This is a genomic window from Nocardioides sp. NPDC127503 (assembly GCF_040302165.1).
GTDB lineage: Bacteria > Actinomycetota > Actinomycetes > Propionibacteriales > Nocardioidaceae > Nocardioides.
Window position 1 is genome coordinate 46767 of the sequence record NZ_JBEORH010000008.1, and the last position, 12443, is coordinate 59209.

Here is a 12443-nt window from a genome sequence, read left to right on the forward strand (position 1 = left end):
ATGCTTGTCCTCCCGGCGCCGCGTTAGTCCTGGTCAACGCCCGGTCTCACCTGTCCGTCGGTCGCACGCAGCCGCGCTGGAGGGCTACCCGAGGGCAGGTGCGCTACCGCCCACTCGGCGGGTCCGTCGGTGTGTCGTACGTCACTACTTTGTGAGAACCGTGGCCCAGCCGGACGACGGTTGAACCCTTGGAGGAACCGATGACGAACACATCCATCGATGCATTAGAGACCACGCAGGTGGCCGCGCCGACGACGTGGGGCGACCCGTTCCCGCTCGGGTTGGCCAGCTTCGGGATCTCGGCGCTCGTCCTGGCCACCGTGATGTCGGGGATCGTGGACGCGGCTGCCCTGCCGGCCGTCCTGCCGCTCGCGCTGGCGCTGGGCTTCGCGACCGAGTTCGTGGCGGGCCTGGTCCACTTCCGGCGGGGCGAGACGTTCCCGGCCCTGGTCTTCACCGCGTACGCCGGGTTCTGGCTCTCCTACGCCCTGCTCGTGCAGTTCTACGGCCCGATGGTGACCTCGGGTGGGGCCGCGATCACCGGGATGTTCCTGCTGGCGTGGGCGGTGTTCACCACGTATATGCTGCTCGCCGCGCTCCGCACCAACACCACGACGATCGTGATCTTCGTGCTCCTGGCCGGGGTCTTCTACCTGGCGGCCTTCGGGTCGTTCCTCGGCAGCGCCGCTCTCGGCCAGACCGCCGGCTACGTGCTGATCCTCGACGCCCTGGTCGCGCTCTACGCCTCCGCCGCGATCATCGTGAACACGACCTGGGACCGCACCGTCCTACCTGTCCCGTAGCCATCGGCCGCCGGGTCAGAGGAGGCCGAGCTTGGACGCCTCGTACACCGCCTCGGCCCGGCGGCTGACGCCCAGCTTCCGCAGGATGTTGCCCACGTGGAACTTGGCGGTGGTGTCGGAGATGTAGAGCCGGTGGCCGATGGCACGGTTTGACAGCCCGTGCGCGAGCAGCTCCAGCACCTCGAGCTCGCGCGCGGTGAGCTCGGAGTCGTCGCTGGTCACCGGCATGTTGACGCCCCGGATCATCGCCGCCGCGGAGCGCGCGTCGAAGGCGCTCCCACCGCTCGCGACGTCCCGGATCGCCCGGACCAGCCCGGTGGTGTCGACGTCCTTGACGACATAGCCACGGGCGCCGGCACGGATCGCCTGCATCACCAGCTGCTCGTCCAGGAACGTCGTCAGCACGAGGATCAGCGCCTCCGGGTGCCGCTGGGTCAGCGCGGCACACAGCTCGAGCCCCTCGGCGTCCGAGGACGAGGAGAGCTTCAGGTCGAGCAGCACGATGTCCGGGCGAGCGCTGTTGACCCGGGCCAGCGCCTCGGCAGCCGTCGCCGCCTCCGCGACGACCCGGAGGCCCGGCTCGCGCTCGAGGATCGACCGCAGACCCTGGCGGACGATCGCGTGATCATCGACCAGCAGTACGTCGATGCCGGCCGTGGCCTCGGTCTGGGCCGGGGCCATCTGGGGTGGACTGAGCGTGTTCATCGGGTTCCTCCTCGAAGCGGCTACTGCGGGTCCTCGATGAGCCCGCAGATCGTTCCTCGGCCGCGGTCCACGACCGGCAGCGGCACCCGGAGCTCCACCCGGACCCCGCCGAGACGCGAGCGCCGGAACGCGACGGTGCCACCGAGCTCGCCGATCCGGGTCTCGATGTTCGCCAGGCCCCGGTGTCTGCCGTCGATCGAGGCGCCGCGCTCGAGCCGCAGCTTCCGGGCGAGCAGGCCCGGATCCCCACGGCCGTCGTCGGCGACCCCGACGTAGAGCTCGTGCTTGCGGTAGCGGAGCCGGAGCACCGCCTGGGTCGCCTCGGCATGGATCGCGACGTTGAAGAGTGCCTCACCGACCGCGCGGGCGATGTCGTGCTTGGCCTCCGCGGGCATCGGGCACACCTCGCCCTCCACCCGCACCGACACGTCCAAGTGGGGACGGTGGTGCTCGGCGACCTCGTGCAGCAGCTCGGGTAGCGAGGAGACCGTGTCGCGATGTGGCTGGTGCAGGGCGTAGATCGCCCGGCGGAGCTGTTCGACGGCGTCCTGGGTGAGCTGCTTGGCGGTGCTGAGGAGCTCACCGATCCGCTCACCTGCCGGGCCCAGGTCCTCCGTCTCGCCCCGGGCGATCTCGACCGACATCCCCGCCGAGAGCACGAACTGGGTGACGCTGTCGTGTAGCTCGCGCGCGATGCGGTGGCGCTCGTGGTCGACCAGCTCACGCTGGTGCGCCACCAGCAGCCGCTCCTCGGCCTGGCGCAGCTCGCGGGTTCGCTGCTCGAGGTCCCGCTCCCGGGCGCCGACCTCGTCGTAGAGGCGCTGGGCGCGGCGGTGCTGGGCGAGCCCGGCCTGGTACTGCTCGGAGGTGTGCAGCGCCACCGCGGCCTCGTTGGCCAGGATCCGCAGCACCGACAGGTCCCCGGGCTCCGGATCGTCGGCGAGCCCGTGGAGACCGACCAGGCTGCCGATCATGACGCTCTCCAGCGTCATCGGCACTCTCACCCAGCGAGCCGGCCCGGGCGCCCCGGTCGCATGCCCGGCCCGGATCGCGCCGAGCTCGCGACGTACGACTCCGGGGAGCTCGTCCTCGTCACCGACCACCTGGCCGTCGTGGCCGACGACGATGAACCTCGGTCTCGCCCCGGTCAGGTGGCCGTCGGCCAGCGCGAGGATCGTCCACTCCGCGGCGAGGTGCACCGCGGCGGCGCGGGCGACCTCCTCCAGGAGCGCCCGCGGACCCTCGACCGTGCGCACCAGCGCACGCGAGATCGAGTCCATCGCGCGTACGGCCTGCTGCATGCGCTCGTCGGAGCGCAGGAAGGCGCGGTAGTAGGAGCGCTTGCCGGAACGTACGCCGGTCAGGGCCGCCAGATCGGGTGCGCTCACTGGATTGCCTTCATAGGGCTTCCCGGAAGAGCGCGTGGATCTCGGCGCGGCTCGCCGGTCGCGGGTTCGTCGTCAGGCAGGCGTCGTCGAGGGTGGTCACCGACAGGGTGTCGAGATCGGTGTCGGTCACGCCCAAGTCCCGCAGTCGACGGGGAACGCCGACGTCGTCGGCCAGGCGCCGCACGTGGTCGGCCAGCATCTCGGCCGCGACATCTCCGGGGACGCCGTCGACCGGCAGGCCGGCGGCGCGGGCCAGGCCCACGAACCGTTCGGGGACCGAGCGCGCGTTGTAGCGGATGACGTGCGGGAGCAGGACACCGTTGACCACCCCGTGCGGGGCGTCGAGCAGCCCACCGACCTGGTGGCTCATCGCGTGGGTCGCGCCGAGGATCGCGTTGGTGAAGGCCAGGCCCGCCTGCAGGCTCGCCTGCGCCATCATCGCGCGGTGCTCCATCGCGGCCGGGTGGGTGACGGTCGAGCGCAGGTGTCGGCAGACGAGCGCGACCGAGCTCATCGCGTGCCCGTCGGCCAGCGGGTTGTGGGCCAGCGAGACGTACGACTCGATGCCGTGGGTCAGCGCGTCCAGGCCGGTCGCGGCGTTGAGCGCCTCCGGCATCGTGGTCAGCAGCCGCGGGTCGGTGATCGAGACGTCCGGCACCAGGGCGCGACCCATGATGGTGATCTTCACCCGGCGGTCGGTGTCGGTGACGATGCAGAACTGGGAGACGTCGGCCCCGGTCCCCGAGGTGCTCGGGATCATCAGCATCGGCGGGATCGGGCGGGCGATCTGGTCGATCCCGGCGTAGTCGAGGATGTCGCCGCCGTTGCCCGAGAGCACCGCGACGCCCTTCGCCGCATCCATGCAGGAGCCGCCGCCGATGGCCACGATGACATCGGCCTCGGCCTCGACATAACGCTCGTAGGCGCGGCGTACCTCGTGGTCCTTGGGGTTCGGCGTGACATCGGTCCACAGCACCGGGACGAGCCCTTCGGCGCGCAGCAGCCGGAGGAGCGCGTCGACCCAGCCGGCCTCGACGATGCCGGGATCGGTGACGACGAACGGTCGCCGGGCCCCGAGCCGGGCGGCGGAGTAGCCCGCCTCTTCCAGCGAGTTGTGCCCGAAGACCACCTCGGGAGCCTGGAACTTCACCACCTGGTCGAGCGGGGCACCGGTCGGCGGGACCTCCCGAGGAGCCGACTCCCAGCTGCGCGCCATCACCGCCGTCGTGGGCGCCACTCCAGCGGTCATCTCAGAGACCGATCTCGCGGTCCAGCCGGGCGAGCTGGCCGTCGGCGAGGGCCAGCAACGGGGAGCCGGAGGGCAGCAGGGCCTGGAGCCGGAGCCACATCTCGTAGTCGTCGGCGCCCCACGCCGACCGGGTCCACGTCGAGACCAGGTCGGGCTGCCCCGACTGCAGCACCGCCGCGCGCAGCTGCTGGGCCAGCGTCTCACGGAGCCGGACCACGCCCGGCGCGACCGAGCGCGGCAGGATCGGGCCGCGGTAGCAGCGGAGGGCGCCCGCGACGTCGCCGACCGCGAGCCGTGCCTCCACACCCAGCCAGTCCCCGGTCACCTCGGTCGTGAGCCGGTAGGGCCGGGAGGCGAGGAACTCCTCGCCGAGCAGGTTGCGCAGCCGGTTCAGCTCGGCGCGGAGCGTCGAGGAGCCGCCGTCGTCCTCGTACAGCAGGACCGCGAGTTCGTCGCCGGAGAGCCCGCGCGGGGCGCTGGCGAGGAGCAGGAAGATCTCGCTGTGGCGTGGGGATAGCCGCAGCTGTGCGCGATGCCCACGGCCGTCGTCGATCGACAGCAGCAGGTCCTGACGGCCCAGGGTCTCCACGGCGATGCGCGCCCAGCCGGGCCGGGTCTCGGGCTGCCGCGGCAGCAGCTGCTCGCGGGCGAGCTCGGACTCCGCGAGCCTCGCGGTGGCGCGCACCATCGCCATCGTCTGGGGTACGACGATGGAGTCACCGCCAGTGATGTCGAGGACACCCAGCAGACGCGAGTCGCCCGGGTCGTGGATTGGGGTGGCGGCGCAGCTCCACTGCTGCACCGAGCGCCGGAAGTGCTCGGCGGCGACGACGCTGGTCGGCCGCTCGAGCCGCAGCGCGAGCCCGGGGGCGTTCGTGCCGGCGAGGCGCTCGTCCCAGTTGCTCCCCTCGACGAAGCCGATCCGCTCCGCGCGCCGGAGCGCCGCGGGAGCACCGCACACCCAGAGCAGCTGACCCGCCTCGTCCGAGACGGCCATGATCGCGTCGCAGTCGCGCGCCGCCTGCCCGAGCACGTCGTCGAGGAGCGGGAAGACGCGTGCCAGCGGATGGGCGGCGCGTACGTCCCGGAGCTCGTCCTCGGGGAGGGTGATCGGCGCGTGCGCGTCGTCTGCGGTCACCCCGGCGGCAGCTGACCGGTGCCACGAGTCCGCCACGGCTGCGCGCATGGAGGGGTTCTGCTTCGTATCGTTCATCCGGACCTCCTCAAGTGATGAGGGTCACATTTGAAGGTTGCATTCACGTTGCATCGGTCTCCTGCGGTGGACGCAACGTTGCTGCAACCTCGGCGTTCCTAGCGTCTGTGACCACGATCACGCCCCAATGCCTGAACTGCCTGAGGAGAAATCCCGATGACCGTATACACAGCTCCCGGCCAGCCCGACTCGCTGGTCACCGTCCAAGGCCGCTACGGCCACTACATCGGCGGCGCCTGGGTCGACCCGGTCAAGGGTGCCTACTTCGAGAACATCTCGCCGGTGAACGGCAAGCCCTTCACCGAGATCGCCCGGGGCACGGCCGAGGACATCGAGGCCGCTCTGGACGCCGCACATGCTGCCGCTCCGTCGTGGGGGAAGACCTCGACGACGGAGCGGGCCAACATCCTGCTCAAGATCGCCGACGTGATGGAGGAGAACCTCACCGCCATCGCCGTCGCCGAGACGTGGGAGAACGGCAAGCCGGTCCGCGAGACGCTCGCCGCCGACATCCCGCTCGCGATCGACCACTTCCGCTACTTCGCCGGCGTGCTGCGTGCCCAGGAGGGCACGATCGGTGAGATCGACGAGAACACCGTGGCGTACCACTTCCACGAGCCGCTGGGCGTCGTCGGCCAGATCATCCCGTGGAACTTCCCGATCCTGATGGCGGTCTGGAAGCTCGCTCCCGCTCTGGCCGCCGGCAACGCGGTCGTCCTCAAGCCCGCCGAGCAGACCCCGTGGTCGATCCTCAAGGTGATGGAGCTGATCGGCGACCTGCTGCCCGCCGGAGTGCTCAACGTCGTCAACGGTTTCGGCGTCGAGGCCGGCAAGCCGCTCGCCTCCTCGCCGCGCGTCGCCAAGGTCGCCTTCACCGGCGAGACCACCACCGGCCGCCTGATCATGCAGTACGCCAGCCAGAACATCATCCCGGTGACGCTGGAGCTCGGCGGCAAGAGCCCGAACATCTTCTTCGACTCCGTCGCCGCCGAGAAGGACGCCTTCTACGACAAGGCGCTCGAGGGCTTCACGATGTTCGCCCTGAACCAGGGCGAGGTCTGCACCTGCCCGTCGCGCGCGCTCGTCCAGAGCTCGATGTACTCCGACTTCGTCGGCGACGCCATCGCGCGGGTCGAGAAGATCAAGCAGGGCAACCCGCTCGACGACACCACGATGATCGGCGCCCAGGCCAGCAACGACCAGCTCGAGAAGATCCTGTCCTACATCGAGATCGGCAAGGACGAGGGCGCCAAGGTCCTCACCGGTGGCGAGCGGAACATCCTCGAGGGCGACCTCGCCGAGGGCTACTACGTGCAGCCGACCGTCTTCGAGGGCGACAACTCGATGCGGATCTTCCAGGAGGAGATCTTCGGACCGGTCGTGTCGCTGACCAGCTTCGACGACGAGGCCGACGCCCTCAAGGTCGCCAACGACACCCTGTACGGCCTCGGCGCCGGCGTCTGGTCGCGCGACGGATCGCAGGCCTTCCGAGCCGGCAAGGAGATCAAGGCCGGCCGGGTCTGGACGAACTGCTACCACGCCTACCCGGCCCACGCGGCCTTCGGCGGCTACAAGCAGTCCGGCATCGGCCGCGAGACCCACAAGATGATGCTGGACCACTACCAGCAGACCAAGAACCTGCTCGTCAGCTACAGCCCCGACGCACTCGGGTTCTTCTGATGAGCGCGACCCACGCCTCCTCCCTTCCGGCGCGGGTCGCCGTGACCGACGGGGCGGCGGACCTTCTCCGCCGCCTCGTCGGTATCCACGGGCCGGTCATGTTCCACCAGTCCGGTGGATGCTGCGACGGCTCCGCCCCGATGTGCTACCCGAGCGGCGACTTCATGCTCGGCGACGCCGACATCCGCTTGGGCGACCTGGACATCGGGCTGGACCAGCAGGTGCCGGTCTGGATGTCGCGCTCGCAGTTCGAGTACTGGTCGCACACCCATCTCACCATCGACGTCGTCCCCGGACGCGGCGCCGGGTTCTCCCTGGAGGCGCCCGAGGGCGTGCGGTTCCTGATCCGGTCGCGACTGTTCACAGACGAGGAGGCACAGCGCCTTGACCGAGAAACTGCTCAGCACTGACCATCCGACCCGCTTCGAGCCACCGGCCGACCTGGCTGCTGCCGCCAATGTCACCGAAGAGGCGTACGCCCGGGCCGAGTCCGACCTCGAGGGCTTCTGGGCCGAGCAGGCAGAGCGTCTGACCTGGGCCGAGCCGTTCACCGAGGTGCTGGACTGGTCGAACGCACCCAACGCGCGGTGGTTCGCGGACGGGAAGCTCAACGCGGCGTACAACTGCGTCGACCGTCACGTCGAGGCCGGTCGCGGAGACAAGGTGGCCTTCCACTTCGTCGGCGAGCCCGGTGATACCCGAGACATCACCTACGCCGATCTCAAGGACGAGGTCTCGCGGGCTGCCAACGCGCTGACCGACCTCGGTGTGGACAGTGGCGACCTGGTCGCCATCTACCTGCCGATGATCCCCGAGGCCATCGTCGCGATGCTGGCCTGTGCCCGCATCGGGGCCACCCACACCGTGGTCTTCGGTGGGTTCTCGGCCGAGGCCCTCGCCTCGAGGATCGAGGACTGCCGAGCCAAGCTGGTCATCACCTCCGACGGCGGCTACCGTCGCGGGGCTCCGTCGCCGCTGAAGCCGGCCGTCGATGCCGCCCTCGCGCGGCTGGGCGGCCAGAGCCCGGTCGACCACGTCCTCGTCGTACGCCGCACCGGGGAGTACGTGCCCTTCGACGACGCCACCGATCTGTGGTGGCACGACGTCGTCGACAGCGCCTCGCCCGAACACACACCCGAGGCGTTCGATGCCGAGCACCCGCTGTACGTCATGTACTCCTCGGGCACGACCGGGAAGCCCAAGGGCATCCTGCACACGACTGGCGGCTACCTGACGGGCGCGGCCTACACGCACCATGCCGTCTTCGACCTCAAGCCGGACACGGACGTCTACTGGTGCACCGCCGACATCGGTTGGGTCACCGGGCACAGCTACATCGTCTACGGCCCGCTCGCCAACGGCGCCACCCAGGTGCTCTACGAGGGCACTCCTGACAGCCCGCACCGCGGTCGCTGGTGGGAGATCATCGAGCGGTACGGCGTGACCCTCTTCTACACCGCCCCGACGGCGGTCCGGACGTTCATGAAGTGGGGACGCGAGATCCCGGACAGGTACGACCTCACCTCGCTGCGGCTCCTCGGATCGGTCGGCGAGCCGATCAACCCCGAGGCGTACCTCTGGTACCGCAACGTCATCGGCGGCGACCGCTGCCCCGTCGTCGACACGTGGTGGCAGACCGAGACCGGTCAGATGATGATCAGTCCCCTCCCCGGGGTCACCGCCGGCAAGCCCGGCTCGGCGATGCGGCCGCTGCCCGGCATCGGCGCCGACGTGGTCGACGAGGAGGGTCGCTCGGTGCCGAACGGGTCGAGCGGCTACCTGGTTCTCACCAAGCCGTGGCCGGCCATGCTGCGTACGTTGTGGCAGGACGACGACCGCTTCGTCGAGACGTACTGGACTCGCTTCGCGGACTTCGGCTACTACTTCGCCGGCGATGGGGCCAAGAAGGACGAGGACGGCGACATCTGGATCCTGGGCCGCGTCGACGACGTGATGAACGTGTCCGGCCACCGTCTCTCCACGAGCGAGATCGAGTCCGCCCTGGTCTCCCACCCGCGGATCGCCGAGGCAGCTGTCGTCGGCGCCGCCGACGAGACCACCGGCCAGGCGGTCGTCGCCTACGTGATCCTGCGCTCGGGAGACGGCAACACCGGGGAGGCACTGATCCAGGAGCTACGCAACCATGTGGCCAAGGAGATCGGGGCCATCGCCAAGCCGCGGCAGATCACGATCGTCCCGGAGCTGCCCAAGACGCGCTCCGGCAAGATCATGCGCCGCCTCCTCCGCGACGTCGCCGAGGGCCGAGACATCGGCGACACCACCACCCTCAGCGACCCGAGCGTCATGGCCCTGATCGCGAACCGCGACACCGAAGACTCCGTAGCGGCGGGGGGATGAGATGGCTGTGCCCGTCACAGGCGTCGATCCCAGGACGGTCGGGCGCATCTGGATCATCGTGGCCAGACACCGCCAGCCCGCCGGGACACAGGCTCCTGCGCCGTGGGGCGAGGCGCATCTCAAGAGAATCGGCACCCAAGTGACCCTCTGCGGTGCGCCGACCCAGGGGTGGCACGCGTTCTGGCATCTGCGCTCCGAGGACATCCGCCGGTGGTGCGCCTCCTGCTCGGTCGCAGCACGCCCGACCCGCACCGTGTCAGGCTCACTGAGCACCAAGTGACCCCAACCGAGAGGAGGACGATCCGTGAAGACCGTGATCCGCACCTGCCGATGCCCGGAGGTGTTCCACGATCTCGGGCTGCACACCCGGGAGGGCGTGCTGCGAGGCCCGCGCTGGCTGCAGTTGCTGGCACAGCTGCTGCGTTGACGGCGACGAAGGTACGTACCGTCCGGGTCTTGCCGGCAACGCTCGGCCCTACTCCAATGCAGGCTGACCCTGTAAAGTAGGGATCGCAACGGCCTTGTAGGCCTGCGAAGTAAGCCCGGCAGTCTTCCGGACGGTGGATGAGCCGGGCTCGCGCCATTTCTGAGGCTGTCAGGTTTCCGCCCACTCGGAGCGGTCAGACCATGATGTGGCGGACATCCACGACCAGTGGCGAAGCCGCGTCGGTCCAACGGCCGCCGCGCTGGTAGCACCAGCACACTGCGTCGCTGATCCACAGGAGCGGTTCGCTGCGAGGGACGTCGAGGCGGTACGACGGCTTGTTGGTCACCGGGTAGAGCAGGTCGGAGATCAGTTCGAGATCTGAGCGCATGAGGCTCTCGTCGCGCTCGATGACCAAGTGGGAAGCTCGATCCTTGAGAACATCTTCGACCACAGCGATCAGGCAGGCTGCACGTCCAGCGCGTTGGTCCTTGGTCTTCGCGACGTAGAGGGTGACCTGGACCTCGAGCCCACGCATACGTGAAGAACTCGGTCACGATAGGCGTCCTTCTCCTTGGCGAAATGGATGCGGTCCTGTCGGGGCAGAAGCGGTCCACGGAGCGCCTTGCGGGCTTGCGTGACTTTGGCTGCTGGCAATGTGGCCGCAGCGACGACGTAATCCCTCGTCTTTGTCTCGTCGACGAAGACGTGACCGCGCAGGTAGCGATTGAGATCGTCTGCGCGTCGAAAGGTCACCGGTCCATTGTCGAGGACAGCACCGACAGTGTGTTCGAAGGTGGCGGAGTGTCGTGGCGGCGCAGGACACCGACGGCGAGATGAGGGAGTGACGACGGCCTCAACGCACGGGCGTCACGGAACGCACCTCGGCCGTGAAGCTGCTGCCGGCAAGTGCGGAGAGCAGGTGGGTGGCGGAGATGTCTCCGGTGACGGTGATCTGGCCGGTGTCGCGGTCGGCGGTGAGGGTGGCGACGCCGGGGAGGTCCCGGAGGCGGGCCGTGGCCTCACGGACGCATCGAGGGCAACGCATGCCCTCGACGTACAGCTGAATGGTCTGCATGGCGGTCTCCTTGTGCCTTCGTGGCCCCGGAAGGATCCGAGGCCACGAAGAGGGTTGGACTGCTAGCGGCCGGCGGGAACCGACTCGGGGGTCGCGGCGCGGACTGACTTCCAGCCGATCCCGGTGACGACGGCACCGGCGAGAGCGATGCTGGCGGCGCCGAGGAAGCCGGCCGAGAAGCCGTCGGTCATGGCGGCCAGGTCGCCGACCTGGTCTGAGCCGTACGCGGAGGCGACGACGGTCATCGCCGCCAGCCCGAGCGCGGAGCCGACCTGGTAGCTGGTGTTGACGATCCCGGCGGCGAGACCGCCCTCCTCGGGTGCGGCCGCGCCGAGCGCGGTGCTCAGGGACGGGATGAACGCCAGCGCCATGCCCGCCGCGGTGACCAGCGTCGCCGGGAGCACGTCGACGGCGAAGCTGCCGTCGGCGTCGATCCGGGAGAGCCAGACCAGGCCGATCCCGAGGACGACGAGGCCGCCGACGGTCATCGCCTTCGGTCCGAACGCGGCGGTCAGGCGCGGGGCGACGGCGACCATGCCGAGCATGATCGTCACCGTCATCGGCAGCAGGGCGGCGCCGGACTCGAAGGCACCGAGCCCGAGCACCTGCTGGAGGTAGAGGTTGATGAAGAAGAACATCGGGATCCAGGCCGCGCCGAGCAGGAGCTGGGCGATGTTGGCGGCGGCGAGGTTCGGCGCCCGGAAGATTCCCAGGCGCATCAGCGGCTCCGCCGAGCCGGCCTGCAGGGCCACGAAGGCGACGAGCAGGGCGATGCCGACGAGACCGGCGATGAGCGTGCTGGGCGATCCCCAGCCCTGCTCGGGGGCACGTACGACGGCGAACACCACCGCGGCAAGACCCAGGGTGACGGTGAGCGCGCCGAGGACGTCGATCCGGCCGCGCTGCGCCACGCCCGCAGGCATCACGCCGGGCGTCAGGAGGAGTACGCCGATGGCGATCGGCAGGTTGATGAAGAAGACCCACGGCCAGGACAGGTATTCGGTCAGTACGCCACCGAGGAAGACGCCGGCCGTTCCGCCGGCCGGGGCGGCCGCGCCGTACAGCGCCAGGGCCTTGGTCAGCTCCTTCGGGTTCGACCCGAACGTCATGAACAGGAGCGTCAGTGCCGACGGTGCGATGAGCGCGGATCCGGCGCCCTGGATGGCGCGGCCGGCGATCTCGACGGCGACGCCGTCAGCGAGACCGGCGACGAGCGAGCCGACTCCGAGGACCAGCCACCCGATGGCGAAGATCCGCCGCGCGCCGAGCAGGTCGGACAGCCGGCCGCCGAGCAGGAGGAGGCCACCGAAGGCGACCACGTAGGCGTTGAACACCCAGCTGAGGTCCTGCGGGGCGAATCCGAGGTCGCGTTGTATCTCGGGGAGGGCGACTCCGATGATGGAGGTGTCCATGATGACCATGAACTGGGCGGCGGCGATGAGGCCGAGGGCGAGCCAGCGGCGGCTGTTGGCACCCGCCGCCGGGGATGCTGTGGAAGACATGGTTCTCTCTTTTCGTCAGGGCGGCCTTCCGACCGCGTGAGGA

The 12443-nt window shown here is 69.7% G+C and carries 13 protein-coding genes; 6 read left to right on the forward strand and 7 right to left on the reverse strand.

Annotation, left to right across the window (positions count from 1 at the left end):
- Positions 1-200: 200 nt before the first annotated feature.
- Positions 201-803 carry an acetate uptake transporter gene (locus ABTW65_RS18460; protein ID WP_350662667.1) on the forward strand — a complete coding sequence of 201 codons (603 nt, stop codon included), beginning with the start codon at positions 201-203 and terminating at the stop codon, positions 801-803.
- A 15-nt stretch (positions 804-818) separates the two neighbouring features.
- Here the strand turns inward: ABTW65_RS18460 and ABTW65_RS18465 are convergent, their stop codons facing one another.
- Genes ABTW65_RS18465 through ABTW65_RS18480 form a run of 4 tightly spaced genes read right to left on the reverse strand, consistent with a single transcriptional unit; the run spans position 819 to position 5358 of the window.
- On the reverse strand, positions 819-1508 hold the full coding sequence (locus ABTW65_RS18465; RefSeq protein ID WP_350662669.1) for a MadR family response regulator transcription factor: 690 nt from the start codon (positions 1506-1508) through the stop codon (positions 819-821).
- A gap of 20 nt (positions 1509-1528) precedes the next feature.
- Complete coding sequence (locus ABTW65_RS18470; protein ID WP_350662671.1) at positions 1529-2896, reverse strand: MadS family sensor histidine kinase; 1368 nt, start codon at positions 2894-2896, stop codon at positions 1529-1531.
- A 10-nt stretch (positions 2897-2906) separates the two neighbouring features.
- The gene (locus ABTW65_RS18475) at positions 2907-4145 is read right to left on the reverse strand and encodes an iron-containing alcohol dehydrogenase (protein WP_350662674.1); all 1239 of its coding nucleotides are present in this window, start codon (positions 4143-4145) and stop codon (positions 2907-2909) included.
- Between the two features lies 1 nt (position 4146).
- Positions 4147-5358, reverse strand: a complete 1212-nt coding sequence (locus ABTW65_RS18480; RefSeq protein ID WP_350662676.1) for a helix-turn-helix domain-containing protein — start codon at positions 5356-5358, stop codon at positions 4147-4149.
- A 156-nt stretch (positions 5359-5514) separates the two neighbouring features.
- Between ABTW65_RS18480 and exaC the strand changes: the two genes are divergently transcribed.
- From exaC to ABTW65_RS18505, 5 genes are read left to right on the forward strand one after another with little or no spacing between them, the layout of a single operon-like run.
- Positions 5515-7038 (forward strand): acetaldehyde dehydrogenase ExaC, encoded by a 1524-nt coding sequence (exaC, locus tag ABTW65_RS18485; RefSeq protein ID WP_350662678.1) that lies wholly within the window; start codon positions 5515-5517, stop codon positions 7036-7038.
- Entirely contained in the window at positions 7038-7448 is a 411-nt protein-coding gene (locus ABTW65_RS18490) for a DUF779 domain-containing protein (RefSeq protein WP_350662680.1), read from the forward strand. The genes exaC and ABTW65_RS18490 overlap by 1 nt, the downstream gene beginning before the upstream one ends.
- Positions 7423-9396 (forward strand): acetate--CoA ligase, encoded by a 1974-nt coding sequence (acs, locus tag ABTW65_RS18495; RefSeq protein ID WP_350662682.1) that lies wholly within the window; start codon positions 7423-7425, stop codon positions 9394-9396. The genes ABTW65_RS18490 and acs overlap by 26 nt, the downstream gene beginning before the upstream one ends.
- Positions 9397-9403: 7 nt before the next feature.
- Positions 9404-9676 carry a hypothetical protein gene (locus ABTW65_RS18500; protein ID WP_350662684.1) on the forward strand — a complete coding sequence of 91 codons (273 nt, stop codon included), beginning with the start codon at positions 9404-9406 and terminating at the stop codon, positions 9674-9676.
- A gap of 24 nt (positions 9677-9700) precedes the next feature.
- Positions 9701-9823 (forward strand): hypothetical protein, encoded by a 123-nt coding sequence (locus ABTW65_RS18505; RefSeq protein ID WP_350662686.1) that lies wholly within the window; start codon positions 9701-9703, stop codon positions 9821-9823.
- A gap of 193 nt (positions 9824-10016) precedes the next feature.
- On the opposite strand, the gene ABTW65_RS18510 is transcribed toward ABTW65_RS18505, so the two are convergent.
- The 3 genes from ABTW65_RS18510 to ABTW65_RS18520 all read right to left on the reverse strand — a co-directional run bounded on the left by ABTW65_RS18510 (position 10017) and on the right by ABTW65_RS18520 (position 12400).
- Positions 10017-10358 carry a hypothetical protein gene (locus ABTW65_RS18510; protein WP_350662688.1) on the reverse strand — a complete coding sequence of 114 codons (342 nt, stop codon included), beginning with the start codon at positions 10356-10358 and terminating at the stop codon, positions 10017-10019.
- Positions 10359-10676: 318 nt separating this feature from the next.
- Complete coding sequence (locus tag ABTW65_RS18515; RefSeq protein WP_350662689.1) at positions 10677-10898, reverse strand: heavy-metal-associated domain-containing protein; 222 nt, start codon at positions 10896-10898, stop codon at positions 10677-10679.
- 62 nt (positions 10899-10960) lie between these two features.
- Positions 10961-12400, reverse strand: coding sequence for an MFS transporter (locus tag ABTW65_RS18520; RefSeq protein WP_350662691.1), 1440 nt, complete (start codon positions 12398-12400; stop codon positions 10961-10963).
- Positions 12401-12443: the final 43 nt, after the last annotated feature.